At 55.2% G+C, this 24,284-nt stretch carries 28 protein-coding genes; 8 read left to right on the top strand and 20 right to left on the bottom strand.

Features of this window, described 5'->3' with window-relative positions:
- The 9 genes from PGR79_RS14140 to fkpA form a co-directional block, all read right to left on the bottom strand.
- The coding region (locus PGR79_RS14140; protein WP_000031684.1) for a GTP-binding protein at positions 1–293 on the bottom strand (293 nt) is incomplete at its 3' end.
- 69 nt (positions 294–362) lie between these two features.
- A complete protein-coding gene (gene fusA / locus PGR79_RS14135) occupies positions 363–2,477 on the bottom strand; it encodes an elongation factor G (protein WP_015369417.1) in 2,115 nt (704 codons plus the stop codon).
- Between the two features lie 96 nt (positions 2,478–2,573).
- The gene (gene rpsG / locus PGR79_RS14130) at positions 2,574–3,044 is read right to left on the bottom strand and encodes a 30S ribosomal protein S7 (RefSeq protein WP_015369416.1); all 471 of its coding nucleotides are present in this window, start codon (positions 3,042–3,044) and stop codon (positions 2,574–2,576) included.
- 95 nt (positions 3,045–3,139) lie between these two features.
- Positions 3,140–3,514 (bottom strand): 30S ribosomal protein S12, encoded by a 375-nt coding sequence (gene rpsL, locus PGR79_RS14125; RefSeq protein ID WP_000246815.1) that lies wholly within the window; start codon positions 3,512–3,514, stop codon positions 3,140–3,142.
- A gap of 124 nt (positions 3,515–3,638) precedes the next feature.
- A complete protein-coding gene (gene tusB, locus PGR79_RS14120; protein ID WP_087859087.1) occupies positions 3,639–3,926 on the bottom strand; it encodes a sulfurtransferase complex subunit TusB in 288 nt (95 codons plus the stop codon).
- Between the two features lie 7 nt (positions 3,927–3,933).
- Positions 3,934–4,293: a sulfurtransferase complex subunit TusC gene (tusC, locus tag PGR79_RS14115; RefSeq protein WP_015369414.1), complete on the bottom strand. Its 360-nt coding sequence runs from the start codon at positions 4,291–4,293 to the stop codon at positions 3,934–3,936.
- Positions 4,293–4,679 carry a sulfurtransferase complex subunit TusD gene (gene tusD / locus PGR79_RS14110; protein ID WP_087859086.1) on the bottom strand — a complete coding sequence of 129 codons (387 nt, stop codon included), beginning with the start codon at positions 4,677–4,679 and terminating at the stop codon, positions 4,293–4,295. Before tusD ends, tusC begins: the two co-directional genes overlap by 1 nt.
- Complete coding sequence (locus PGR79_RS14105; protein WP_004868391.1) at positions 4,679–5,401, bottom strand: helix-turn-helix transcriptional regulator; 723 nt, start codon at positions 5,399–5,401, stop codon at positions 4,679–4,681. The genes tusD and PGR79_RS14105 overlap by 1 nt, the downstream gene beginning before the upstream one ends.
- Before the next feature lie 166 nt (positions 5,402–5,567).
- Positions 5,568–6,386 carry an FKBP-type peptidyl-prolyl cis-trans isomerase gene (fkpA, locus tag PGR79_RS14100; RefSeq protein WP_015369412.1) on the bottom strand — a complete coding sequence of 273 codons (819 nt, stop codon included), beginning with the start codon at positions 6,384–6,386 and terminating at the stop codon, positions 5,568–5,570.
- A 221-nt stretch (positions 6,387–6,607) separates the two neighbouring features.
- On the opposite strand from fkpA, the gene PGR79_RS14095 reads away from it, so the two are divergent.
- Positions 6,608–6,826, top strand: coding sequence for a protein SlyX (locus PGR79_RS14095; protein WP_015369411.1), 219 nt, complete (start codon positions 6,608–6,610; stop codon positions 6,824–6,826).
- Between the two features lie 57 nt (positions 6,827–6,883).
- Here PGR79_RS14095 and slyD read toward each other — a convergent pair whose 3' ends face one another.
- The 4 genes from slyD to kefG all read right to left on the bottom strand — a co-directional run bounded on the left by slyD (position 6,884) and on the right by kefG (position 10,138).
- Positions 6,884–7,474 (bottom strand): peptidylprolyl isomerase, encoded by a 591-nt coding sequence (slyD, locus tag PGR79_RS14090; RefSeq protein ID WP_015369410.1) that lies wholly within the window; start codon positions 7,472–7,474, stop codon positions 6,884–6,886.
- Positions 7,475–7,568: 94 nt separating this feature from the next.
- Positions 7,569–7,769: a YheV family putative zinc ribbon protein gene (locus PGR79_RS14085; protein WP_004106389.1), complete on the bottom strand. Its 201-nt coding sequence runs from the start codon at positions 7,767–7,769 to the stop codon at positions 7,569–7,571.
- A 13-nt stretch (positions 7,770–7,782) separates the two neighbouring features.
- Positions 7,783–9,588, bottom strand: a complete 1,806-nt coding sequence (gene kefB / locus PGR79_RS14080) for a glutathione-regulated potassium-efflux system protein KefB (protein ID WP_087859085.1) — start codon at positions 9,586–9,588, stop codon at positions 7,783–7,785.
- Positions 9,575–10,138 carry a glutathione-regulated potassium-efflux system ancillary protein KefG gene (gene kefG, locus PGR79_RS14075; RefSeq protein ID WP_015369408.1) on the bottom strand — a complete coding sequence of 188 codons (564 nt, stop codon included), beginning with the start codon at positions 10,136–10,138 and terminating at the stop codon, positions 9,575–9,577. The genes kefB and kefG overlap by 14 nt, the downstream gene beginning before the upstream one ends.
- Positions 10,139–10,311: 173 nt before the next feature.
- Here kefG and PGR79_RS14070 point away from each other — a divergent pair, with 173 nt between their 5' ends.
- From PGR79_RS14070 to PGR79_RS14055, 4 genes are all read left to right on the top strand, one after another.
- Entirely contained in the window at positions 10,312–12,216 is a 1,905-nt protein-coding gene (locus tag PGR79_RS14070; protein ID WP_087859084.1) for an ABC transporter ATP-binding protein, read from the top strand.
- A 225-nt stretch (positions 12,217–12,441) separates the two neighbouring features.
- Positions 12,442–13,464: a hydrolase gene (locus PGR79_RS14065; protein WP_045375901.1), complete on the top strand. Its 1,023-nt coding sequence runs from the start codon at positions 12,442–12,444 to the stop codon at positions 13,462–13,464.
- Entirely contained in the window at positions 13,461–13,679 is a 219-nt protein-coding gene (locus PGR79_RS14060; RefSeq protein WP_015369405.1) for a YheU family protein, read from the top strand. Before PGR79_RS14065 ends, PGR79_RS14060 begins: the two co-directional genes overlap by 4 nt.
- A gap of 72 nt (positions 13,680–13,751) precedes the next feature.
- On the top strand, positions 13,752–14,621 hold the full coding sequence (locus PGR79_RS14055; protein WP_015369404.1) for a phosphoribulokinase: 870 nt from the start codon (positions 13,752–13,754) through the stop codon (positions 14,619–14,621).
- A gap of 62 nt (positions 14,622–14,683) precedes the next feature.
- Here the strand turns inward: PGR79_RS14055 and PGR79_RS14050 are convergent, their stop codons facing one another.
- A complete protein-coding gene (locus PGR79_RS14050; protein WP_015703648.1) occupies positions 14,684–15,088 on the bottom strand; it encodes an OsmC family protein in 405 nt (134 codons plus the stop codon).
- A gap of 304 nt (positions 15,089–15,392) precedes the next feature.
- Between PGR79_RS14050 and crp the strand changes: the two genes are divergently transcribed.
- Together crp and PGR79_RS14040 are read left to right on the top strand one after the other, a co-directional pair.
- Positions 15,393–16,025 carry a cAMP-activated global transcriptional regulator CRP gene (gene crp / locus PGR79_RS14045; RefSeq protein WP_000242758.1) on the top strand — a complete coding sequence of 211 codons (633 nt, stop codon included), beginning with the start codon at positions 15,393–15,395 and terminating at the stop codon, positions 16,023–16,025.
- Between the two features lie 50 nt (positions 16,026–16,075).
- The gene (locus PGR79_RS14040) at positions 16,076–18,154 is read left to right on the top strand and encodes a YccS/YhfK family putative transporter (protein WP_430918614.1); all 2,079 of its coding nucleotides are present in this window, start codon (positions 16,076–16,078) and stop codon (positions 18,152–18,154) included.
- Here the strand turns inward: PGR79_RS14040 and argD are convergent.
- The 5 genes from argD to ppiA all read right to left on the bottom strand — a co-directional run bounded on the left by argD (position 18,144) and on the right by ppiA (position 21,485).
- Entirely contained in the window at positions 18,144–19,364 is a 1,221-nt protein-coding gene (gene argD / locus PGR79_RS14035; protein WP_430918616.1) for a bifunctional acetylornithine/succinyldiaminopimelate transaminase, read from the bottom strand. The genes PGR79_RS14040 and argD overlap by 11 nt on opposite strands.
- A gap of 89 nt (positions 19,365–19,453) precedes the next feature.
- Positions 19,454–20,017: an aminodeoxychorismate synthase component 2 gene (gene pabA, locus PGR79_RS14030; RefSeq protein ID WP_430918618.1), complete on the bottom strand. Its 564-nt coding sequence runs from the start codon at positions 20,015–20,017 to the stop codon at positions 19,454–19,456.
- A gap of 32 nt (positions 20,018–20,049) precedes the next feature.
- Positions 20,050–20,652: a putative adenosine monophosphate-protein transferase Fic gene (locus PGR79_RS14025; RefSeq protein WP_213794123.1), complete on the bottom strand. Its 603-nt coding sequence runs from the start codon at positions 20,650–20,652 to the stop codon at positions 20,050–20,052.
- Positions 20,642–20,809, bottom strand: a complete 168-nt coding sequence (locus tag PGR79_RS14020; protein WP_087859080.1) for a YhfG family protein — start codon at positions 20,807–20,809, stop codon at positions 20,642–20,644. Before PGR79_RS14020 ends, PGR79_RS14025 begins: the two co-directional genes overlap by 11 nt.
- 106 nt (positions 20,810–20,915) lie before the next feature.
- Positions 20,916–21,485 (bottom strand): peptidylprolyl isomerase A, encoded by a 570-nt coding sequence (gene ppiA, locus PGR79_RS14015; protein ID WP_015369397.1) that lies wholly within the window; start codon positions 21,483–21,485, stop codon positions 20,916–20,918.
- A 277-nt stretch (positions 21,486–21,762) separates the two neighbouring features.
- Between ppiA and tsgA the strand changes: the two genes are divergently transcribed.
- Positions 21,763–22,941, top strand: a complete 1,179-nt coding sequence (gene tsgA / locus PGR79_RS14010) for an MFS transporter TsgA (protein ID WP_213317293.1) — start codon at positions 21,763–21,765, stop codon at positions 22,939–22,941.
- On the opposite strand, the gene PGR79_RS14005 is transcribed toward tsgA, so the two are convergent.
- The gene (locus tag PGR79_RS14005; protein ID WP_430921905.1) at positions 22,938–24,260 is read right to left on the bottom strand and encodes a cytosine deaminase; all 1,323 of its coding nucleotides are present in this window, start codon (positions 24,258–24,260) and stop codon (positions 22,938–22,940) included. The two genes, tsgA and PGR79_RS14005, sit on opposite strands and share 4 nt — an antisense overlap.
- Between the last annotated feature and the right edge of the window lie 24 nt (positions 24,261–24,284).

The following is a 24,284-nucleotide window of genomic DNA, read 5'->3' as shown; positions in this document are numbered from 1 at the left end:
TGAGCAGCACCGGTGATCATGTTTTTAACATAGTCGGCGTGGCCCGGGCAGTCTACGTGTGCGTAGTGGCGAGTCGGGGTGTCATATTCAACGTGAGAAGTGTTGATGGTGATACCACGAGCTTTTTCTTCCGGCGCGTTATCGATCTGGTCGAATGCGCGAGCAGCACCGCCGTAGGTTTTAGCCAGTACGGTGGTGATTGCAGCGGTCAGAGTAGTTTTACCATGGTCGACGTGGCCGATAGTACCAACGTTGACGTGCGGTTTTGTACGTTCAAATTTTTCTTTAGACACGGCTATATTCCTTACTATAGTGCTCTCCCCTGAGGAGAGAGCACGGGACTTAGGTTTTAATCCTGTGGATTATTTACCACGGGCTTCAATAACGGCCTGAGCAACGTTGTTCGGCGCATCATCATACTTCAGGAATTCCATGGTGTATGATGCACGACCTTTGGTCAGAGAACGCAGCTGAGTTGCATATCCGAACATTTCAGACAGCGGAACTTCAGCGTGGATCTTAACGCCAGTTACTTCAGATTCTTGACCGCGCAGCATGCCGCGACGACGGCTCAAGTCACCGATTACGTCACCGGTGTTCTCTTCCGGAGTTTCTACTTCAACCTTCATGATCGGCTCAAGCAGAACTGGTTTCGCTTTCTTAAAGCCTTCTTTAAAGGCGATAGAAGCGGCCAGTTTAAACGCCAGCTCAGAGGAGTCAACGTCGTGGTAAGAACCGAAGTGCAGACGGATACCCATATCAACTACCGGGTAGCCAGCCAGCGGACCAGCTTTCAGCTGTTCCTGGATGCCTTTATCAACGGCCGGGATGTATTCGCCAGGGATTACACCACCTTTAATGTCGTTGATGAACTCGTAACCTTTCGGGTTAGAGCCCGGCTCCAGCGGGTACATGTCGATCACAACGTGACCGTACTGACCACGACCACCAGACTGCTTGGCGTGTTTACCTTCAACATCGGTAACTTTCTGGCGAATCGCTTCGCGGTAAGCAACCTGAGGTTTACCGACGTTCGCTTCAACGTTGAATTCACGCTTCATACGGTCAACGATGATGTCGAGGTGCAGTTCACCCATACCGGCGATGATGGTCTGGTTAGACTCTTCGTCAGTCCATACGCGGAATGACGGGTCTTCTTTAGCCAGACGACCCAGAGCCAGACCCATTTTTTCCTGGTCAGCTTTGGTTTTCGGCTCAACGGCGATGGAGATTACCGGCTCAGGGAATTCCATACGCTCCAGAATGATCGGCGCATCCGGGTCACACAGGGTGTCACCAGTGGTTACGTCTTTCAGACCGATAGCGGCAGCGATATCGCCCGCGCGAACTTCTTTGATCTCTTCACGTTTGTTAGCGTGCATCTGAACGATACGACCGAAACGCTCACGTGCAGCTTTCACGGAGTTCAGTACGGTATCACCAGAGTTAACCACACCGGAGTACACACGGAAGAAGGTCAGGTTACCAACGAACGGGTCGGTAGCGATTTTGAACGCCAGTGCAGAGAACGGCTCTTCGTCGCTTGCGTGACGCTCAGCCGGGGTATCTTTACCGTCGTCCAGGATGCCGTTGATTGCCGGAACATCGATCGGGGATGGCAGGTAATCAATTACCGCATCCAGCATCGCCTGAACACCTTTGTTCTTGAACGCAGAACCACAGGTTACCAGGATGATTTCGTTGTTCAGAACGCGCTGACGCAGAGCTTTTTTGATCTCTTCTTCAGTCAGTTCTTCGCCACCCAGGTATTTTTCCATCAGCTCTTCGGAAGCTTCCGCAGCGGACTCGATCAGGTTCTGGTGCCATTCGTCAGCCAGTTCCTGCATGTCAGCCGGGATATCTTCGTATTCGAAGGTAACGCCTGCATCAGCTTCGTTCCAGTTGATGGCTTTCATTTTCACCAGGTCAACAACACCGGTGAAACCTTCTTCAGCACCAATTGCCAGCTGCAGCGGAACCGGGTTCGCGCCCAGACGGGTTTTGATCTGACCAACAACTTTCAGGAAGTTCGCACCCATGCGGTCCATTTTGTTAACGAACGCAATGCGTGGAACTTTATATTTGTTTGCCTGACGCCATACGGTTTCAGACTGCGGCTGAACACCACCAACTGCGCAGTAAACCATTACCGCACCATCAAGAACACGCATGGAACGTTCTACTTCGATAGTGAAGTCAACGTGCCCCGGGGTGTCGATGATGTTTACACGGTGCGGTTCATACTGTTTAGCCATACCAGACCAGAATGCAGTAGTCGCAGCGGAAGTGATGGTGATACCACGTTCCTGCTCCTGCTCCATCCAGTCCATGGTAGCGGCGCCGTCATGAACTTCACCGATTTTATGGTTTACACCGGTGTAGAACAGAATACGTTCGGTAGTAGTGGTTTTACCGGCGTCGATGTGCGCACTGATACCGATGTTACGGTAGCGTGCGATGGGTGTTGTACGAGCCATTTGATTCCTCGTTTATTTCTTTAGGCGTTCAGTTAAGTTATCCAGAGCGGGCGACTCATCTGAAACGCCCGCCTGGTGACTATGACTCCGAAGGGATTACCAACGGTAGTGTGCGAACGCCTTGTTGGCTTCGGCCATACGGTGAACGTCTTCACGTTTCTTAACTGCAGTACCTTTGTTGTCTGCAGCGTCAGTGAGTTCGTTCGCCAGGCGCAGAGCCATGGATTTATCACCGCGTTTACGAGCAGCTTCAACGATCCAACGCATTGCCAGAGCATTACGACGAACCGGACGTACTTCAACTGGAACCTGATAAGTAGAACCACCTACGCGGCGGGACTTAACTTCGACAGTCGGGCGCACGTTTTCGAGCGCAACTTCGAAGGCTTCCAGTTCAGTTTTACCAGAGCGCTGAGCCAGGGTCTCCAGCGCGCTGTATACGATAGTTTCTGCAGTAGATTTTTTACCATCTACCATCAGGATATTTACAAATTTAGCCAGCAGTTCTGATCCGAACTTCGGATCCGGCAGAATTTTACGCTGACCAATGACGCGACGACGTGGCATGGAAATACTCCGTTGTTAATTCAGGATTGTCCAAAACTCAAAGAGTTTAGTTTGACATTAATATAAAACGTTTGGCCTTACTTAACGGAGAACCATTAAGCCTTAGGACGCTTCACGCCGTACTTGGAGCGAGCCTGCTTACGGTCTTTAACGCCGGAGCAGTCAAGCGCACCACGAACGGTGTGGTAACGAACACCCGGAAGGTCTTTAACACGACCGCCACGGATCAGGATCACGGAGTGCTCCTGCAGGTTGTGACCTTCACCACCGATGTAGGAGGTGACTTCGAAACCGTTAGTCAGACGCACACGGCAAACTTTACGCAGTGCGGAGTTCGGTTTCTTAGGAGTGGTGGTATATACGCGAGTACATACGCCACGTTTCTGCGGGCAGGCTTCCAGCGCCGGCACGTTGCTCTTTGCAACTTTGCGCGCGCGTGGTTTGCGTACCAGCTGGTTAACTGTTGCCATTAAATAGCTCCTGGTTTTAGCTTTTGCTTCGTAAACACGTAATAAATCGCCTCATATAATATGAGGACGCAGAATTTTAGGGCGGTGCCGAAAAGGTGTCAAGAAATATACAACGATCCCGCCATTACCAAGCCAACTGACCTTCATGTTTGACCGTAAGACTGACGAAATCAGTATAGTCAACCCTGACGACACTGTCCGCAATTTGACCAGCCAGCCCGCGGGCTTCGATATCGTCTTGCAGAGCATGTAGGGTTATGGGGGCGGATTGCAGGATTTCAAGGAAACGGCCGCCGTCAATCGCCGCGACCACGCCATCGGAGAGCAGGAGCAGATCATCGCCTGCCTTCACCAGACGCAGCATCGCGTCGATATCGACATGCCAGGGAGAGACGCTTAGAGTATGGAGCATCTGGGCCTCAGAATCGTAGAATCACGTTGAACTCATCAAGCCGGGCGCGCAGCGCTTCTGGCTCGAGGCTTTCGACATCCACCACCCACGGCGTATCGGCGGCCAGGCCGCGCTCGCGGGCAGACGCCGCGCATAGCCAACACTGTTCGATGTCATACAGCGATAACAGCTTGAAGGTGGCGATATAATCACGGGCGAGGATTTTTCCCGGCTGCTGGCCAGGGATAATCTGAAACACGCCGTCGCCGACAAAGAAGACGCCGAGATCATCGGTAAGCGCCGAGGTCGCCAGTAAGGCGTCCAGCCCTTCCCTGCCGGCTGCGCTGCCGTGCGGCGCGGAAGAAAATACGAAAGCCACGCGTTTCATCAGAACTGCACCATTCTATCGCAGGTTAATGACGCTTCAGCCAGTGCGCCTAGCCCGCTTAAGGTGAATCCCGGCTGCAGATTATGCGCCGGCAAGCCAAGCTGCTGCGCTTCGCGTTCATCGATCACGCCGCGGCGTAACGCCGCTGCCACGCAAATGTGCAGCGCAACGGCATGTTCATCATGCAGGCGCTGCCAGTGACGCACCAGGTCTACCTCATCGCTGGCGGGGGCCGTCAGCTGATTAGCGTTGTAGACCCCTTCACGATAGAAAAATACGCAGGCCAGTTCATGCCCTGCGTTAATAACCGCCTGCGCAAACTGCCACGCGCTACTGGCCTGCTGAGTACCGTAGGCAGGCCCGGTTACCGTGATGGCAAAACGCATTACTTATCGAGCCCCTGGAAATCACCGCTTTTAAACTGGCGGATGTAGAGGTACACCGTGTGTTTAGAGATATTCAGGCGATCGGCTACCTGGTTAATCGCATCTTTGATATCGAAGATGCCTTTCTCGTATAGATTCAGCACGATTTGGCGGTTTTTCGCGTTATTCGATACGTTGCGATCGGCATTCACCTCTTCAATGGTGAACTCCAGCGTTTGCGCCACCAGATCATCCACCGACGAGGCAAAGTTAACCTGAGAGTTCACTTCCGGCGTTTCCGGTGGAATAAAGGTGCTCATAATCTGCGAGAACGGGACATCAAGGTTCATGTTGATACACAGCAGACCAATCACCCGATGTTCCCGGTTGCGAATAGCGATAGTCACCGATTTCATCAGCACGCCGCTTTTCGCGCGGGTAAAATAGCACTTCGATACGCTGCTATCTGCTCCCGTCATATCGTGCAGCATACGTAACGCCAGATCGGTAATCGGCGAGCCAATTTGGCGGCCGGTGTGTTCACCGTTAGCAATACGAATAGCGGAGCATTTTAAATCCTGCAGTGAGTGCAGCACGATTTCACAATGGGAACCAATGAGCATCGCTAACCCGTCCACCACCGCTTCATAGGATTTTAGGATATCGAAGTCGGTCTGGTCGAAAGGACGTTGATCCAGCAGGTCAAGCTCGCTGGTTTCGTTGGTTAAAAGCGACCTGGACATGTAAAAAAGCACTCCTTTTCAGGAGCCTGTCGTTATCGTCAGGGCAGGCTCATCATCATTATTAAGCTATCTAAAGTAATACAGCGCCTGAGGAATTTTCCAGTTTTAATTATATCTGCTGCCAATAAAAAAGCCGCCGCCCCTGAAGGCGGCGGCTTATGGCAGATTACTTCTTAGCGTCTGCAGCCGGTGCTTCGGCAGCGGCTTCTGGCTTAGCATCAGCCTTCGGAGCCGGTTTGATGTCCAGCAGTTCTACATCGAATACCAGCGTAGAGTTAGCCGGGATACCCGGAACGCCAGTTTTGCCGTAAGCCAGATCTGGTGGGATGACCAGCTTGATTTTGCCGCCTTTTTTGATGTTTTTCAGGCCTTCGGTCCAGCCAGGGATAACGCCATCAAGACGGAAAGAGAGCGGCTCGCCGCGGGTGTAAGAGTTATCGAACTCTTTACCGTCGATCAGCGTACCTTTGTAGTTCACCACGACGGTATCGCTGTCTTTCGGCGCATCGCCGGTACCGGCTTTCTCGACTTTATACATCAGGCCGGATTTAGAGGTTTTCACGCCCTTCTCTTTAGCGAAGGCGTCACGGAACGCTTTGCCTTTAGCATCGTTCTCGGTCGCATCTTTTTCCATCTTCTGCTGAGCGGCGGTTTTCACGCGGGTCTCAAAGGACTGCAGAGTGGTTTCAATTTCTTTGTCGGACAGTTTGCTCTTATCGGCAAACGCATCCTGCACGCCGGCGATCAGCTGGTCTTTATCCAGTTTGATACCCAGCTTCTCTTGTTCTTTCAGGGAGTTTTCCATGTAACGGCCGAGGGATGCACCCAGCGCATAAGCGGATTTTTGATCGTCATTTTTAAATGCCGATTTGCTGTCCGCCGCCGGTGCAGCTTTCGCTGCGGTATCGGCAGCAAAGGTCAGCGGTGCATTCAGGGCAACGGCCATCGTGGTCGCCAGCAGCGTTACTTTAAACAGTGATTTCATCCATTTCTCCAGGGCCGGGGCATCTCACCCCAGGGTTATCATAAAAAGCAAAAAACGTACTATAGAACGTTGCAGAACAAATCTACATACGGACCTACCTGAATATCGCCTCATTTCAGACTATTTTTGTATGAATTAGTTTCCTCTCTGACGTTACGATGCTGCGTTAACGCGGAAACTTGAGTAGAATCCGCCCGCAAACAAGACAGAAGAGGCGACCTATGAACGATAGCACAATGGAGACGCGTCTGGCGGAACTGGAAAGCCGACTGGCGTTTCAGGAGATCACCATCGAGGACCTCAACAAAACCGTCACGGCGCATGAAATAGAAATGGCCAAAATGCGCGAACATATGCGCTTGATGATCGAAAAACTGAAAGCGACACAGCCGTCGCACATCGCGTCACAGTCTGAAGAGACGCCGCCTCCGCATTATTGAGACGTAAAAAAAGCGGGTTTCCCCGCTTTTTTGGCTATTCGCGCGAACGCGACGCCATTAGTGGCAACCGCAACCGCCGTTACCGCAACCACCTTTGCCATGTTCATGGTCGTGACCATGATCGTGGCCGTGGCCGCCGCAGCAGCCGTCATGACCGTGGTCATGATCGTGATCGTGGCCATGAGCGCCGTGTACGTGACCGTGCTCCAGCTCTTCTGCAGTGGCTTCGCGCAGGGCGACAACTTCTACGTTGAACTTCAGATTCTGGCCAGCCAGCATGTGGTTGCCGTCAACCACCACGAAATCGTCGCCGACTTCAGTGATTTCTACCGGTACCGGACCCTGGTCGGTTTCAGCCAGGAAGCGCATGCCAACCTGCAGTTCGTCAACGCCCATGAAGACGTCTTTAGGAACGCGCTGAACCAGGTTTTCGTCATACTGGCCGTACGCGTCATTCGCGCCGACTTCGACATCAAATTTATCGCCCACTTCGTGGCCGTTTAATGCGTTTTCCAGGCCGGAAATCAGGGAACCGTGACCATGCAGGTAGTCCAGCGGCGCACTCACCGGAGACTCATCAACCAACACACCGTCTTCTGTACGTACCTGATAGGCCAGGCTGACCACCAGGTCTTTTGCTACTTTCATGATATCTCCTGAGCATGGGAAGAATAGTGGCGCAGATTGTAGCGGAATTCTGCAGCCGTGTACCCTCTAGCTTAAAAAAAGGCGACAGATAACGCTAGTCCGGATGAAAAATGCCGATCACTTGCTCTTCTTTGCGAACGTGTTCGCGGACCTCTTTATCGGCCTCGCGCATCTGATGTCCGCACTTAACGCACTCAACAATATCGACATTATTCTCGCGCCACATCGCCAGTGAATCCTGCGCCTGGCACGCCGGACATTTTGCGCCGGCAATAAAACGTTTACGTACCGCCATTTTGCTCTACCTTCTATTCAAACTCGTCCCAGCCGTCCAACTGCCGGCTTTCTTTCTGCATTTCACGCTCAAAAATCTCTTCCAGCTCGCGCCGGGCTTCCCGCACGCGAGATATCTGTACAGTATCAGTATGCACTGGCATTAACTCGCGCAGCATTCGCATATCGAGGCGTCGAAAGTGCAACTGCGCGCGCTGCGCCTGATGCGGATGCATTCCCAGAGTCACCAGCGCCTTGCGCCCCAATTCCAGGGCGCTGGAGAAGGTTTCTCGCGAGAACTGCGTCACGCCAGCCTGTAATAACTCATGCGCTTCTACGCGCCCCCGCGCTCGGGCCAGAATATGCAGGTGGGGAAAATGCTGTTGGCACATCTCCACCAGCTTCATGGTATCTTCCGGCTCGTTGCAGGTAATCACAATCGACTGCGCCTCTTCCGCCCCCGCCGAACGCAGTAGCTCAAGCTGCGTCGCGTCGCCGAAATAGACTTTGTAGCCATATTTGCGCATCAGGTTGACCGCGCTGATATCGCGTTCAAGCACGGTAATACGCATTTTATTAGCCATCAGCAGACGCCCGATCACCTGACCAAAACGCCCGAAGCCGACGATAATCACCTGTGGCTTATCATCCTCGACCCACGGCGCCTCATCGGTATCCTCCGCCGGGTTAAGCCGTCGCGACAGCACTTTATCAATGACCTTCATCAGGAGCGGCGTGGTCATCATCGATAAGGTTACGGTAACCAGCAGCAGCGCCATTTGATCGTTATGGAACAGCTTCTGCGAAGCCGGCATGGAAAAGAGAACAAAGGCGAACTCGCCGCCCTGGCTCAATACTCCGGCGAACTGCGTGCGCTCGGCGCTGCGCAAACCGTATACCCGGGCCAATACATAAAGCACCAACGCTTTAACCGCCACCAGCGCGGCAACGCTTAGCGCGACCCACAGCAAATGGGTGTACAGCACGCCAAGATTCAGCGCCATGCCGACGGAGATAAAAAATAGCCCCAGCAGCAAGCCTTTAAACGGCTCAATAGCAATTTCCAGCTCGTGGCGATATTCGCTTTCCGCCAGCAGCACGCCCGCGATAAACGTCCCCAGCGCCATTGACAGCCCCAGGGCATCCATAAACAACGCTGAGCCCAGCACCAGCAGCAGCGTGGCGGCGGTGAAGACCTCGCGCACGCCGGAACCGGCGATAAAACGGAATACCGGGCGCAGCAGAAAACGACCGCCAATCAGCATGCCGGCGAATGCCAGCACCTTCATCCCTACCGACATCCAGTTAAAGTTATCGTCGCCGTGTCCGGCGAGCAGCGGGACCAGCGCCAGCGCCGGGATCACCGCTAGATCCTGAAATAACAGTACTGAAAATCCAAGCTGGCCGGATTCGTTACGGCTCATTCCCTTCTCGCGCATCAGCTGCAGCGCCATCGCGGTAGAGGACATTGCCAGCCCAATACCGCCCACCACGGCCGCCTGCCACGAAAACCCGGTGACCACCAGCAATCCGCCGAGGATCGCCGCGCTAAACAGCACCTGCGCCGCGCCGACGCCGAAAATCGAGTTGCGCAGTTGCCACAGTTTGGCCGGATTGAGCTCAAGGCCGATGATGAACATCAGGAATACAACGCCCAGCTCGGAAAAATGGAGAATTTCATCCACATCGCTAATAAAGCCAAGCCCCCACGGGCCAATTGCAATCCCGGCCAGCAGGTAGCCGAGTACGGCGCCAATGCCCAGCCGGGCCGCCAGCGGTACCGCCACCACGGCAGCAAACAAAAACAGTACCCCTGCTAATAGCAAATCAGCTCCCGCCATTGACGCCTCCTGTAGCAACAGGATTCGCGAGCCAATCGCGATATGCGCGGGCGTGGCTTTGCAAATCTTCCGGCCGCTGTCGGCGCGCCCAGTAAACAATAATCGGACTCAGCCAGTGCATGCGGCACATGCCGGCCGTTAACTCAAAAGGGCGCAGAATATCATTCATCGGATAGCGATTAGCATCGCGGCGGTAAGCGCTCTCCGGCTCGCCGGTGGTGATCACGCTACGCCAGTACTTTCCCGCCAGTTGATTTCCTCCCGCGCCGCTGGCGAAGCCGCGGCTCAGCACCCGGTCCAGCCACTCTTTCAACAATGCCGGGCAGCTCCACGTATACAGCGGATGCTGGAAAACAATCACCTGATGCTGACGCAGGAGATCCTGCTCATGGGCGATATCAATAAAAAAATCTGGATAGTGCGCATAAAGATCGTGCACGGTGACATTCGGCAACTGTAAGGCCGGTTCAAGCAAAACCCGGTTGGCCACGGAATCCTGAGATTCTGGGTGGGCATACAGCAGCAACACTTTCGCTGTCTGAGACATCATTCCCCTCCCGAACGTCATCTGGCGGCTTGCGAAGCGGCTGCGTCTCGACGCAACCAGAATGACTTTGTCTATCGTCTTCATTTTGGGCTACCATTGCGGCCCTATGGAGCGTTTCGCTTCCACACTACATTATCATAAAGACAAATTAACATAGTCTGAACATACGGCACCTTATGATTGTTTTCTCCTCGTTACAAATTCGTCGCGGCGTACGCGTCCTGCTGGACAACGCCACCGCCACCATCAATCCTGGCCAGAAGGTCGGTCTGGTGGGTAAAAACGGCTGCGGTAAATCTACGTTGCTTTCGCTTTTGAAAAACGAGATAAGCGCCGACGGCGGCTCCATGACCTTCCCGAGCAACTGGCAGCTGGCGTGGGTTAATCAGGAAACGCCGGCCCTGCCGCAACCGGCTATTGATTATGTTATTGATGGCGATCGCGAGTTCCGCAAGCTGGAAGCCGATTTACAGCAGGCCAATGAGCGCGACGACGGCCACGCCATCGCTACCGTTCACGGTAAGCTGGATGCCATTGACGCCTGGACGATTCGTTCCCGCGCCGCCAGCCTGCTACACGGCCTTGGTTTCAGTAACGAGCAGCTTGAGCGGCCGGTCAGTGATTTCTCCGGCGGCTGGCGTATGCGCTTAAACCTCGCGCAGGCGCTGATCTGCCGTTCCGACCTGCTGCTGCTCGACGAACCGACCAACCACCTCGATCTTGATGCGGTGATCTGGCTGGAAAAGTGGCTGAAAGGCTATACCGGTACGCTGATCCTGATTTCCCACGATCGTGATTTCCTCGATCCGATCGTCGATAAAATTATTCATATCGAACAGCAAACGATGTTCGAATACACCGGTAACTACAGCTCGTTTGAAATCCAGCGCGCGACCCGTCTGTCGCAGCAGCAGGCCATGTATGAAAGCCAGCAGCAGCGCGTAGCCCACTTGCAGAGCTATATCGACCGCTTCCGCGCCAAGGCTACCAAAGCGAAGCAGGCGCAGAGCCGTATCAAAATGCTTGAGCGCATGGAGCTTATCGCTCCGGCGCACGTCGATAACCCGTTCCACTTCAGCTTCCGCGCGCCGGAAAGCCTGCCGAACCCGTTACTCAAGATGGAAAAAGTCAGCGCCGGCTACGGCGAACGGATTATTCTCGACTCCATCAAGCTGAACCTGGTGCCCGGTTCGCGTATCGGTCTGCTGGGGCGCAACGGCGCCGGTAAATCAACGCTGATTAAGCTGCTGGCCGGTGAACTACAACCGTTGTCCGGTGAAATTGGCCTGGCTAAGGGCATTAAGCTCGGTTACTTCGCCCAGCATCAGCTCGAATTCCTGCGCGCCGATGAGTCGCCGATACAGCATCTGGCCCGCCTGGCGCCGCAGGAGCTGGAACAAAAACTGCGCGACTACCTCGGCGGCTTTGGATTCCAGGGGGATAAAGTCAGCGAAGAGACCCGCCGTTTCTCCGGCGGCGAAAAAGCGCGCCTGGTGCTGGCGTTAATCGTCTGGCAGCGCCCTAACCTGCTGCTGCTCGATGAACCGACCAACCACCTTGATCTCGATATGCGTCAGGCCTTAACCGAAGCGCTGATCGACTTCGAAGGGGCGCTGGTCGTGGTCTCGCACGATCGCCACCTGATCCGTTCCACCACTGACGATCTGTACCTCGTACACGACGGCAAAGTCGAACCGTTTGATGGCGATCTGGAAGATTATCAGCAGTGGCTGAGTGATTCGCAGAAGCAGGAAAACCAGGCCTCTGAAGCGCCGAAGGATAACGGCAATAGCGCGCAGGCGCGTAAGGATCAAAAACGCCGCGAAGCCGAACTGCGCACGCAAACGCAACCGCTGCGTAAAGAGATCGCCCGTCTGGAAAAAGAGATGGATAAACTCAACGCGCAGCTGGCGCAGGCGGAAGAGAAGCTGGGCGACAGCGAGTTATATGACGCCTCGCGCAAAGCGGAATTAACCGCCTGTCTGCAGCAGCAGGCTAGCGCCAAATCAGGTCTCGAAGAGTGCGAGATGGCGTGGCTGGACGCGCAGGAACAGCTGGAGCAAATGCTGCAGGAAGGCTAATGAGTAACCGTTCGGCGGTGAGAGAAAATTCACCGTCGGACTGCCTGCTTCAGATATACCGGCAGACTTTTATTCCGGGAGGCTTTCCGAAATTCATCGCTCAGCCATTCTCTTCAATCATTTTCATGTAATCTATACCGATTACCCGCAAGACCACATATTGGCTAACCGCCCACTTTTAAGCGCGGTATAGTGTTCTAAAAGTTTCTTAATAATCCTGGTACTATGGTTGAAATAACCCCGACAGCAGTGACGCCCCCCGATAACGATTCGCGCGAATTCCATCCGATGCGCGGCGTGGGCAATCGTCATCTGCAAACCATGCTGCCGCGGATCATCCGCCGCAAGCTCCGATTTACGCCGCACTGGCAGCGCCTTGAGCTGCCGGATGGCGATTTCGTCGATCTGGCCTGGAGCGAAGACCCCGCCGGCGCGCGCCACAAACCGCGTCTGGTGGTTTTTCACGGTCTGGAAGGCAGCCTGCACAGCCCTTACGCCCACGGTTTGATTCACGCCGCTATGCAGCGCGGCTGGCTCGGGGTGGTGATGCATTTTCGCGGCTGCAGCGGCGAGCCGAATCGTAACAGTCGTATTTACCATTCTGGCGAAACGGAAGATGGCACCTGGTTCCTGCACTGGCTGCAGCGTGAGTTCGGCGCCGCGCCGACGGCAGCGGTAGGCTATTCGCTTGGCGGTAACATGCTGGGCTGTCTGCTGGCGAAAGAAGGCGACAATATTCCGCTCGATGCGGCCGTCATTGTTTCGGCGCCCTTTATGCTGGAAGCCTGCAGCTACCATATGGATAAAGGATTTTCGCGCGTCTATCAGCGTTACCTGCTCAACCTGCTGAAAGCTAACGCCGCGCGCAAGCTAAAAGCCTATCCGGGCTCGCTGCCGGTCGATCTTCGCCAGCTCAAAAGCATGCGCCGCATACGCGAATTCGACGACATGATCACCGCCAAAATCCACGGTTTCGCCGATGCGCTAGACTATTACCGACAGTGCAGCGCGATGCCGCGCTTAAGCGATATCACCAAGCCGACGCTGATCATTCACGCAAAAGACGATCCGTTTATGGACCATCATTCCATCCCGCCGCAGGAACAACTGCCGGCAAACGTCGAATATCAGCTCACGGAACAAGGCGGCCACGTTGGCTTTGTCGGCGGTACGCTGCGAAAACCGCAGATGTGGCTGGAGCAACGTATTCCGGATTGGTTAACCCGCTGGCTGGGAGGACAGGCATGATTATTCCCTGGCAGGATCTCGATCCCGAAACGCTGGATAATCTGATTGAAAGCTTTGTGTTGCGCGAAGGCACCGATTATGGTGAACATGAACGTTCGCTTGCCGATAAAGTCGCCGATGTAAAACAGCAGCTTAAAACCGGGGAGGCCGTGCTGGTGTGGTCAGAACTGCACGAGACGGTCAACATCATGCCCCGCAAGATGTTTAACGGCTAAGCGCCATGCTCCTCTAACCGCGAGAGCCTGGCGCAATACGGCGACACACCATCACTTAATCAGGGAGTTGTTATGTCTGCCAAACATCCAGTGATCGCAGTCACGGGCTCCAGCGGCGCGGGCACCACCACCACCAGCCTCGCGTTTCGCAAAATTTTCTCGCAGCTGAACCTGCACGCCGCGGAGGTCGAAGGGGATAGCTTCCATCGCTACACTCGCCCGGAAATGGACATGGCGATCCGCAAGGCGCGCGATCAGGGCAAACACATCAGCTACTTTGGCCCGGAAGCCAACGATTTCAGCCTGCTTGAACGCACCTTTTTAGAATACGGCGAATTCGGCAAGGGCCAGTCGCGCAAATATCTCCATACCTACGATGAAGCGGTTCCCTGGAATCAGGTTCCCGGTACCTTTACCCCGTGGCAGCCGCTGCCTGAACCCACCGACGTGCTGTTTTATGAGGGGCTGCACGGCGGCGTGGTGACGCCGCAGCACGACGTGGCGAAACATGTCGACCTGCTGGTCGGCGTGGTGCCGATCGTCAACCTCGAATGGATCCAGAAGCTCATTCGCGATACCAGCGAACGAGGCCATTCGCGCGAAGCGGTGATGGACTCGGTGGTGCGTTCGATGGAGGACTACATCAATTTCATCACCCCGCAGTTCTCACGTACCCATATCAACTTCCAGCGCGTGCCGACGGTGGATACCTCGAATCCGTTTGCCGCCAAAGGCATTCCATCGCTCGACGAAAGCTTCGTGGTGATTCACTTCCGCAATTTGCAGGGGATTGATTATCCCTGGCTGTTGGCGATGCTACAGGGGTCGTTTATCTCGCATATGAACACCCTGGTGGTACCGGGCGGTAAGATGGGGCTGGCGATGGAGCTCATTATGGCGCCGCTGGTCGAGCGCTTGATGGAAGGCAAAACCATTAGTTAAGGGTAAAATAAAACCCCGGTCGCCGTGCTGCCGGGGTTAGTGTCCCGCTACGTCAATTCGTCTCAGGCTTCGATCACTTCGTAAGAATGGGTGATGTTGACCGCCTTTTCCAGCATCAGCGCCACCGAGCAGTACTTCTCCGCGGATAAATCCACCGCACGGGACACCGCCGCATCCTTCAGCTCTTTACCGGTGACGATAAAGTGCAGATTGATATGGGTGAACAGGCGCGGCGCCTCTTCACGGCGTTCAGAGGTCAGCTTCACTTCGCAGTTAGTGACGTTTTGACGCCCTTTTTGCAGGATAGACACCACGTCAATTGCGCTACAGCCGCCCGCCGCCATTAACACCATCTCCATCGGGCTGGGCGCTTTGTCCCCGGAGTTGCCATCCATTAAAATCTGGTGGCCGGAGGCCGACTCACCGATGAAGGTTAGACCTTCCACCCATTTCACACGCGCTTGCATAAAATTTAACTCCGCTGTTGCAATTTTCCTGACAGATTACGCGCACATAACAAATCTCGCAACGGAAGGCGACCTGGGTCATGCTGAAGCGAGACACCAGGAGACATGCGGTGAAAGCTATGCTAAAACAGTCTGGATGCTACAGTAATACATTGATGTACCGCATGTATGCTGAGGAGTTCACATTACAGGCTGCATAAATTGAGCAGCCAGCTTCCCAGGCATAGGGAAAAATACGATTGCATGCCCGGATGCCGTGTAGTGTCGGCGTCCGGAGATAGCTTATAACAGAGGATAACCGCGCATGGTGCTTGGCAAACCGCAAACAGACCCTACCCTTGAATGGTTCTTGTCTCATTGCCACATTCATAAGTACCCATCAAAGAGCACGCTGATTCACCAGGGTGAGAAAGCGGAAACGCTTTACTACATCGTAAAAGGCTCCGTGGCTGTACTCATCAAGGATGAAGAAGGTAAAGAGATGATCCTCTCTTACCTCAACCAGGGCGATTTCATCGGTGAATTAGGCCTGTTTGAAGAAGGTCAGGAACGTAGTGCCTGGGTACGTGCGAAAACCGCATGTGAAGTGGCCGAGATCTCTTACAAAAAATTCCGTCAGTTAATCCAGGTGAACCCGGACATCCTGATGCGCCTTTCTTCGCAGATGGCGCGTCGTCTGCAGGTCACTTCCGAGAAAGTCGGTAACCTTGCTTTCCTCGACGTGACGGGCCGTATTGCTCAGACCTTACTGAATCTGGCGAAACAGCCTGATGCCATGACCCACCCGGACGGGATGCAGATCAAAATCACCCGCCAGGAAATTGGCCAGATCGTCGGTTGCTCTCGTGAAACCGTCGGCCGTATTCTGAAGATGCTGGAAGATCAAAACCTGATCTCCGCACACGGTAAAACTATCGTCGTCTACGGTACTCGTTAAGTCGCTAAACGGCGTATTGCTCCGCGCAGTACGCCGTTTTTGTTTCTCCCATGTGGCGCAGGCTGATTTACCACCCGGAAGTCAACTATGCACTGCGGCAAACGCTGGTGCTGTGTCTACCTGTGGCCATCGGGCTTCTGCTCGGCCATCTGCAGCAAGGGTTGCTGTTCTCTTTAGTTCCCGCCTGTTGCAATATCGCCGGTCTCGACACCCCGCATAAACGCTTTTTCAAACGCCTTATCGTTGGCGGCTGCCTATTTGCCGGCAGCAGCCTGATTGTGCAATTGCTTCTGGCGCGCGACATCCCTTTGCCGCTTATCCTCAGCGCGCTGGCGCTGATACTCGGCGTGACGGCGGAAATCAGTTCGCTACACGCTCGCCTGTTGCCGGCATCGCTAATCGCCGCCATTTTTACCTTAAGCCTGGCCGGCAATATGCCCATCTGGGAGCCGCTGCTTATCTATGCGCTGGGAACCTTGTGGTACGGACTCTTTAATTGGTTCTGGTTTTGGCTCTGGCGAGAGCAGCCGCTGCGCGAGTCGTTAAGCCTGCTTTACCGCGAACTGGCTAATTATTGCGAGGCCAAATATAGCCTCCTGACGCAGCACACTGACCCGACGACCTCCCTGCCGCCGCTGCTTACCCGCCAGCAGAAGGTGGTCGATTTAATTACCCAGTGCTATCAGCAGATGCATATGTTAGCCGCCAACCAGCGTAGCGATCATAAGCGACTACTGCGCGCGTTCCAGGTTGGGCTGGATCTGCAGGAACATATTTCAGTGAGCCTGCACCAGCCTGAAGAGGTGCAAAAACTGGTGGAGCGCAGCCATGCGGAAGCGGTCATCCGCTGGAACGCGCAGACCGTCGCCGCGCGTCTGCGCGTGCTGGCGGATGATATTCTCTACCACCGCTACCCGCGCCGCTTCCAGATGGATAAGCAAATCGGCGCGCTGGAAAAAATCGCTTATCAGCACCCCGATAATCCGGTTGGGCAGTTCTGCGCCTGGCACTTCAGTCGTATCGCCCGTGTGCTGCGTACCCAGCGCCCGCTGTACGCACGTAACCTGATGGCGGATAAAGAACGGCGCCTACCGCTACTACCGGCGCTGAAGAACTACCTGTCATTGAAATCCCCGGCGCTGCGCAACGCCGCGCGCATCAGCGTCATGTTGAGCATCGCCAGCCTGATGGGCAGCGCCCTACATCTGCCGAAGCCGTACTGGATCCTGATGACCGTGCTGTTCGTGACGCAAAACGGTTACGGCGCCACCCGCGTGCGAATTGTCCACCGGGCGGTAGGCACTCTGGCGGGCCTGGTGATCGCCTGGCTGACCCTACATTTCCACGTACCGGAGAGCTATACGTTAAGCGGTATGTTGTTCATCACGCTGCTGAGCTATCTCATCATCCGCAAACACTACGGCTGGGCGATGGTGGGCTTTACCGTCACCGCGGTATATACCCTGCAGTTGCTAACGCTTAACGGCGAGCAGTTCATCGTCGCCCGCTTTATCGATACCATCATTGGCTGTCTGATCGCCTTTGGCGGGATGGTCTGGCTATGGCCGCAATGGCAGAGCGGCCTGCTGCGTAAAAACGCCCACGATGCCCTGGAGGCCGATCAGGAGGCTATTCGGCTGATCCTTAGCGCCGATCCGCAGGCCCCGGCGTTGGCCTACCAGCGCATGCGCGTCAACCAGGCGCACAACGCCCTGTATAACTCGCTTAACCAGGCGATGCAGGAACCGGGTTTTAACTCGCACTATCTGGAAGATATGAAGCTGTGGGTAACCCATAGCCAGTTTATCGTTGAGCATATCAACGCCATGACCACGCTGGCGCGCGAGCATACGATGCTAACGCCGGACCTGGCGCAGCGGTATCTGGAATCTTGTGAAATTGCCCTGCAGCGCTGTCAGCAGCGTCTGGATTCAGACGGGCCGGGCAGCGCGGGCGATGTGAATATTATGGAATCCCAGGATGGGGAAGTGTTGCGTGGGCCGCTCAGCACCCTTGAGCAGCATCTGCAGCGGATCCTCGGCCATCTGAACACCATGCACACCATTTCGTCGGTGGCATGGCGTCAGCGTCCGCATCACGGCATCTGGCTACGCACGACTAGGCGCTAAGCACGTTTTTAACCGCCTGCGCAAAGCGCGCCATCCCTTCGGCGATATCGCTATCATCAATCACCAGCGACGGCACAAAGCGCATCACGTCCGGCCCGGCGTTTAACACCATCACCCCGGCCTGGGCCGCGGCATAGAGGAAATCGCGCGCGCGTCCATGATGCTGCGGCTTAAGCGCGGCGCCGATTAACAGCCCCATGCCGCGGATGTCGCTGAACAGATCGAACTGCGCATCGATCTGCTGCAGGTGTTCGACAAACAGCGCCCGTTTGGCATTCACGCCCTCCAGCACCTGCGGCGTGTTAATCAGGTTGAAAGCCGCGGTCGCCACCGCGCAGGCCAGCGGATTGCCGCCGTAGGTGGAGCCATGGGAACCGGCATGGAAGGCGCTGGCAATTTCATTGGTGGTCAACATCGCGCTAATCGGGAAACCGCCGCCGAGCGCTTTCGCGCTGGTCAGGATATCCGGGGTCACGCCGTAATGCATATAGGCGAACAGCGAACCGGTACGGCCCATACCGCACTGCACTTCATCAAATACCAGCAGCGCCTGATGCTGGTCGCACAGTTCGCGCAGCCCCTGCAGGAACGCCGGCGTCGCCGCCATCACTCCGCCCTCGCCCTGAATCGGCTCAACCACCACCGCGCAGGTATGGTCATCGATCACCGCTTTCACCGCCTCGAGATCGTTAAAGGGGACATGCACGATATCTGCCGGTTTCGGCCCGAAACCATCAGAGTATTTCGGCTGACCGCCAACCGAGACGGTGAACAGCGACCGTCCGTGGAAGGCATTATGGAAAGCGATGATTTTGGTTTTGTACGGGCTATGACGAGTAATTGCGTAATGACGCGCCAGCTTGAACGCCGTTTCGTTGGCTTCCGTTCCGGAGTTCATAAACACCACGCGTTCGGCAAAAGTGGCGTCCACCAGTTGGCGACCCAGGCGCAGCGCCGGCTCGTTGGTAAAAACGTTGCTGGTGTGCCACAGGGTTTCGCCCTGCTCGTGCAGCGCCGCCACCAGCGCCGGGTGGCAGTGGCCCAGCGCGGTCACCGCAATCCCGCCGGCAAAATCAATGTACTCTTTGCCCTGCTGATCCCAAACGCGGCTGCCTTTCCCCTTCACCGGAATAAACTCCGCCGGTGCATAAATCGGCAGAATGACTTCATCGAATGTGGCGCGGGTGATTGCCGGTTGCTCTGTTGCCATGTGATGCCCATCCTTCTGTGTAATGTGCAATGATTGCGATGTTTTAATCACAAAATATGCATAATAAATCACTTCATGGCAACTACAAATCAGCGTTTAAGGAAGTTTTCCAGCAAGTGGTGTCCCTGTTCGCTAAGAATGCTCTCCGGGTGGAACTGCACGCCTTCGAGATCCCACTGGCGATGGCGGATACCCATGATTTCACCGCTGGCGCTGCGGGCGGTAACGATAAAATCATCGGGAAGAGTTGGCGGGTCGATAACTAATGAATGGTAGCGCGTAACGGTAAGCGGGTTGTTTAGTCCCTGAAAAACGCCCTCGCCGTTGTGCTCAATAAGCGACGTTTTACCATGCATGACCTGAGCGGCGCGCACGATGCTAGCGCCGAAGACCTGGGCGATGGCCTGATGACCCAGACACACGCCGAGCAGCGGGGTTTTTCCGGCATAGCGGCGGATAACGTCCAGCGAAATACCTGACTCATCGGGCGTGCAGGGGCCCGGCGAAATAACGATTTTCTCCGGCGCCAGCGACACTATCTCTGCCAGCGTTAACTCATCGTTACGCTTAACCAGCACCTCCGCTCCCAGTTCGCAAAAGTACTGGTACAGATTCCAGGTGAAAGAGTCATAGTTATCGATTAGCAGGATCATAGCGGCTCCGGAAAAAACAAAACCGGGCTATTCTACTCAGATTCCCGCGCTTCGCTCACCACTTTACGAAAGATCCGCTCCAGCGGCTCCGGGTCGCCCATCGCGCCCAGCTGGTTAGCCTGGCTCCACGCATCCGGATCGATGCCCCGCCAGTCGAGCAGGTAGCCGGCGTGAATGGCCAACTGTTCGAAGAAGATCCTTTGCGTCAGACCGTTACCAAGGCGGAACGGGTGCAGGACATTGATTTCGCCGTAGTACCAGCTCAGGCGCTCGACGAAGGTCTCCCAGGGTTGTTCACACAGATAGTCCTCTTCTTCCAGCTTGCGCATCAGCGCGTTACCCTCTTTCTCTATCCACGCGAAGTGGCAAAACGGCGTATCGCCCTGGTAGATATCGATCTCCCGCAGCTTACCCGCCCAGTCAAAGAGATCCTGATAAAGTTGCCGGTGAATGGCGCAGAGATGCGGTAAGCCGCGGCCGCGCGGGCCCAACGGGATCGTCGCCGCGCGCAGCGAAGTGAATTCCCAGACCGTTTGTTCCAGCCGTTGCGCCTGATGAATACCCAGCCGGTTGCGCAGCACATCCAACGCCGGATAGAGATAGGGGTCGCGGTCGTCGCCATATTTATCGCTCATGACGCCTCCTCAGCTCGACAATACGCGCCAGCGCTTCCTCAGCCGTCAGGCTAACCAGCGGTACCGTCGCGCCTTCAAGGCGTCGGCTGGCCTGAAAATTGGCATTGCGGGTCTGTTCCCAGAGCCGGGATTTTTGCTTATCGGTGAGTAAACGCATGGTCGCCTCCCTTATCGTCCCCTGTGTGCCACAAGTATAAGCAGCAATTTCAGGTTACGCAGAGAGGCAAGCTGGGCGCAGGCGGACCGCCCGCGCCAGAAGAGGGTTACGGCAGTACTTTCGCCGAGAGAATGACGACCGGTTTGGACGGAACATTTTGGTACGGGCCGACGTTGTGGGTCGGAACCTGAGAAATTTTGTCGGCGACGTCCATTCCCTTCACCACTTTACCAAATACCGCGTAGCCAAAATCGCGCTGGCCGTGGTCGAGGAAGGCGTTATCGGCCACGTTGATGAAGAACTGGCTGGTCGCGCTGTCCTGATCGGCGGTACGCGCCATGGCGATCGTTCCGCGGGTATTACGCAGGCCATTGTCGGCTTCGTTTTTAATCGGCGGGTTCGGCTGCTTTTGCTGCATCTGCTCATTAAAACCGCCGCCCTGCACCATAAAGCCCGGGATCACCCGGTGGAAGGTCGTGTTGTTATAGAAACCGCTGTTCACGTACTTCAGGAAGTTATCGACAGAAATCGGCGCCTTCTGGCTATTCAGCTCCAACTCGATGTTGCCAGCAGAAGTGGTCAGCAGTACGTGCGGGTCGCCCTTGGCCGCCATGGCGGGGGAGAATGCTGAAATGGCGAATACGGCAGCCATCGCCGCCAGAGTGGATTTGAGCATGGAAATTCCTTAACGGAGCAGAGTAAAAAGCAAGTGCCTTGATTCTAAAGAGCCTTTGCATAGCGGGCTAGCCTTTTACCTAATTTTACTTAGCTGAAACACTTGTTACGAACTGACTCAGGTGTGAGCAATCTTATTAATGTGATCAAAGTCACACAAAACCATGCAATAAGCTCTACATTTCAATATAAACGTTTGCCTTCATCACTTGAATGAATAAAATCTGTGCGCCCGGCGCAGCGTCAACGCGCTTTACCTATCTATTCACAGGCCTGTCATGACTAACAGCAATCGTATCAAGCTCACATGGATCAGCTTTTTCTCCTACGCCCTGACCGGCGCGTTGGTGATCGTCACCGGGATGGTGATGGGGAACATCGCGGATTATTTCCATCTGCCGGTGTCCAGTATGAGTAACACCTTTACCTTCCTCAATGCCGGTATTCTGATTTCTATCTTCCTCAATGCCTGGCTGATGGAGATCGTGCCGCTGAAAACCCAGCTGCGCTTCGGCTTTATCCTGATGCTGTTAGCTATCGCCGGGTTGATGTTCGGCCACAGCCTGACGCTGTTCTCCGCATCGATGTTCGTGCTTGGTCTGGTCAGCGGGATCACCATGTCGATCGGTACTTTCCTGATTACCCACATGTATGAAGGCCGTCAGCGCGGCGCGCGTCTGCTGTTCACGGACTCCTTCTTCAGCATGGCGGGGATGATCTTCCCGATGGTCGCCGCCGTTCTGCTGGCGCGCAGCATCGAGTGGTACTGGGTTTACGCCTGTATCGGCCTGGTCTACGTTGCTATTTTCGTGCTGACTTTCGGCTGTGAGTTCCCGGTGCTTGGCAACAAAGCGCTGGCGGAAAACAGCCAGCCGGTGGTGAAAGAGAAATGGGGCATCGGCGTGCTGTTCCTTTCCATCGCCGCGCTATGCTACATCCTCGGCCAGTTGGGCTTTATCTCCTGGGTACCGGAATATGCCAAAGGCCTCGGCATGAGCCTCGGCGACGCCGGTAAGCTGGTCAGCGATTTCTGGATGTCCTATATGATCGGTATGTGGTCGTTCAGCTTCATCCTGCGCTTCTTCGACCTGCAGCGCATCCTGACCGTTCTGGCGGGCCTGGCGACAATCCTGATGTATCTGTTCATCAATGGTTCGCCGGAGCATATGCCGTGGTTCATCCTGACCCTTGGCTTCTTCTCCAGCGCCATCTATACCTCGATCATCACCCTGGGCTCGCAGCAGACTAAAGTCGCTTCGCCGAAGCTGGTGAACTTTATTCTGACCTGCGGCACCATCGGCACCATGCTGACTTTCGTGGTGACCGGGCCGATCGTCGCAGCTAGCGGCCCGCTGGCCGCGCTGCACACCGCGAACGGACTCTATGCCGTGGTATTCGTGATGTGTCTGCTCCTTGGCTTCGTTTCCCGCCACCGTCAGAACGCATCGGCGCACTAAGCCTTAGGCCCCTTTGCTTCGGCAAAGGGGCTATTTTTGGTAAAAAACAACTCCTCGCCGCCTTTATCGGTCTGTATCCACGTCTGCGCCAACTGCGTAGTTGCAATGACCCTTCCCTGACGAATTGACCAACGCACCGGCACCTGGCAGCGTACGGCTTCAAAACCGTTTTCAGCAGGCAGGATCACCAGATTGGCCGGGTTGCCGGTAGCAATGCCGTAATCATTGAGACCAAAGGTTCTGGCGCTGTTGTGGGTAATCAGCTGTAGACTGTCGTTAATCTGCTGATAGCCCATCAGTTGGCAAACGTGCAGCCCCATATGCAGCACCTGTAACATGTTGCCGGTTCCCAACGGATACCACGGGTCGAACACATCATCGTGGCCAAAACAGACATTAATGCCGGCCGCCATCAGCTCCTTGACCCGCGTCACGCCGCGCCGCTTCGGGTAGTCATCAAAGCGCCCCTGCAGATGAATATTGACCAGCGGGTTGGCGACGAAGTTAATGCCCGAGAGTTTTAACAGGCGGAACAGACGCGAGGTATAAGCGCCATTGTAGGAGTGCATCGCGGTGGTGTGGCTCGCGGTCACCCGGGGGCCAATTCCCTCTTTTAACGCCAGCGCGGCGACCGTTTCGACAAAGCGCGACTGTTCATCGTCAATTTCATCGCAGTGGATATCCAGCGGACGCTGGTATTTCTGCGCCAGACGAAAGGCGATATGCAGCGATTCCACCCCGTATTCACGAGTAAATTCGAAATGCGGGATCGCCCCAACCACATCGGCGCCCAGCCGTAACGCCTCCTCCAGCAAACTCTCACCATTGGGGTAGGATAAAATCCCTTCCTGGGGGAAGGCGACTATCTGCAAATCGACCCACGGCACTACCTCTTGTTTGACTTCCAGCATCGCTTTCAGCGCGGTCAACGTTGGGTCGGAAACATCGACATGGGTGCGGACAAACTGGATGCCGTTAGCGATTTGCCAGCGCAGGGTTTTCCACGCGCGGGCTTTCACATCCTCATGGCTTAGCAGCGCTTTACGCTCGGCCCAACGCTCAATCCCTTCGAACAGCGTCCCAGACTGGTTCCAGTTCGGTTCTCCCGCCGTCTGCGTGGTATCAAGATGAATGTGCGGTTCGATAAACGGCGGAATGGCCAATCCGCCGCGGGCGTTAAGCACTTCGTAGCTCTCGCTGCGCGCCTCTCCCATCGGCGTAATGTCGCCGAATCGCCCTTTATCAATCGCAATCTGCCACAGCCCTTCCCTCTTTGGCAGATGGACGTTCTGAATTAACCACAGCGGCGTTGTCGACATAGTTTGCCCCCTGAATATTGCTTA

This window comes from Klebsiella sp. 141161 (genome assembly GCF_050600815.1).
Classification (GTDB): Bacteria; Pseudomonadota; Gammaproteobacteria; order Enterobacterales; family Enterobacteriaceae; genus Klebsiella; species Klebsiella aerogenes.
The sequence above is the reverse complement of the archived record's forward strand: the minus strand, read 5'-3'. Positions and strand labels throughout refer to the sequence as shown.

Coding starts and splice junctions, on each gene's coding strand:
- PGR79_RS14065 (WP_045375901.1), top strand. CDS start 12,442: ATGGTTGAAATAACCCCGACAGCAGTGACGCCCCCCGATAACGATTCG.
- rpsL (WP_000246815.1), bottom strand. CDS start 3,514: ATGGCAACAGTTAACCAGCTGGTACGCAAACCACGCGCGCGCAAAGTT.
- kefG (WP_015369408.1), bottom strand. CDS start 10,138: ATGATGTCTCAGACAGCGAAAGTGTTGCTGCTGTATGCCCACCCAGAA.
- PGR79_RS14040 (WP_430918614.1), top strand. CDS start 16,076: ATGTGGCGCAGGCTGATTTACCACCCGGAAGTCAACTATGCACTGCGG.
- rpsG (WP_015369416.1), bottom strand. CDS start 3,044: ATGCCACGTCGTCGCGTCATTGGTCAGCGTAAAATTCTGCCGGATCCG.
- PGR79_RS14025 (WP_213794123.1), bottom strand. CDS start 20,652: ATGAGCGATAAATATGGCGACGACCGCGACCCCTATCTCTATCCGGCG.
- tusB (WP_087859087.1), bottom strand. CDS start 3,926: ATGCTCCATACTCTAAGCGTCTCTCCCTGGCATGTCGATATCGACGCG.
- fusA (WP_015369417.1), bottom strand. CDS start 2,477: ATGGCTCGTACAACACCCATCGCACGCTACCGTAACATCGGTATCAGT.
- pabA (WP_430918618.1), bottom strand. CDS start 20,017: ATGATCCTGCTAATCGATAACTATGACTCTTTCACCTGGAATCTGTAC.
- PGR79_RS14005 (WP_430921905.1), bottom strand. CDS start 24,260: ATGTCGACAACGCCGCTGTGGTTAATTCAGAACGTCCATCTGCCAAAG.
- ppiA (WP_015369397.1), bottom strand. CDS start 21,485: ATGCTCAAATCCACTCTGGCGGCGATGGCTGCCGTATTCGCCATTTCA.
- argD (WP_430918616.1), bottom strand. CDS start 19,364: ATGGCAACAGAGCAACCGGCAATCACCCGCGCCACATTCGATGAAGTC.
- tusC (WP_015369414.1), bottom strand. CDS start 4,293: ATGAAACGCGTGGCTTTCGTATTTTCTTCCGCGCCGCACGGCAGCGCA.
- tsgA (WP_213317293.1), top strand. CDS start 21,763: ATGACTAACAGCAATCGTATCAAGCTCACATGGATCAGCTTTTTCTCC.
- PGR79_RS14095 (WP_015369411.1), top strand. CDS start 6,608: ATGAACGATAGCACAATGGAGACGCGTCTGGCGGAACTGGAAAGCCGA.
- crp (WP_000242758.1), top strand. CDS start 15,393: ATGGTGCTTGGCAAACCGCAAACAGACCCTACCCTTGAATGGTTCTTG.
- PGR79_RS14070 (WP_087859084.1), top strand. CDS start 10,312: ATGATTGTTTTCTCCTCGTTACAAATTCGTCGCGGCGTACGCGTCCTG.
- PGR79_RS14055 (WP_015369404.1), top strand. CDS start 13,752: ATGTCTGCCAAACATCCAGTGATCGCAGTCACGGGCTCCAGCGGCGCG.
- PGR79_RS14050 (WP_015703648.1), bottom strand. CDS start 15,088: ATGCAAGCGCGTGTGAAATGGGTGGAAGGTCTAACCTTCATCGGTGAG.
- PGR79_RS14060 (WP_015369405.1), top strand. CDS start 13,461: ATGATTATTCCCTGGCAGGATCTCGATCCCGAAACGCTGGATAATCTG.
- tusD (WP_087859086.1), bottom strand. CDS start 4,679: ATGCGTTTTGCCATCACGGTAACCGGGCCTGCCTACGGTACTCAGCAG.
- fkpA (WP_015369412.1), bottom strand. CDS start 6,386: ATGAAATCACTGTTTAAAGTAACGCTGCTGGCGACCACGATGGCCGTT.
- PGR79_RS14020 (WP_087859080.1), bottom strand. CDS start 20,809: ATGCGTTTACTCACCGATAAGCAAAAATCCCGGCTCTGGGAACAGACC.
- slyD (WP_015369410.1), bottom strand. CDS start 7,474: ATGAAAGTAGCAAAAGACCTGGTGGTCAGCCTGGCCTATCAGGTACGT.
- PGR79_RS14105 (WP_004868391.1), bottom strand. CDS start 5,401: ATGTCCAGGTCGCTTTTAACCAACGAAACCAGCGAGCTTGACCTGCTG.
- kefB (WP_087859085.1), bottom strand. CDS start 9,588: ATGGCGGGAGCTGATTTGCTATTAGCAGGGGTACTGTTTTTGTTTGCT.
- PGR79_RS14085 (WP_004106389.1), bottom strand. CDS start 7,769: ATGGCGGTACGTAAACGTTTTATTGCCGGCGCAAAATGTCCGGCGTGC.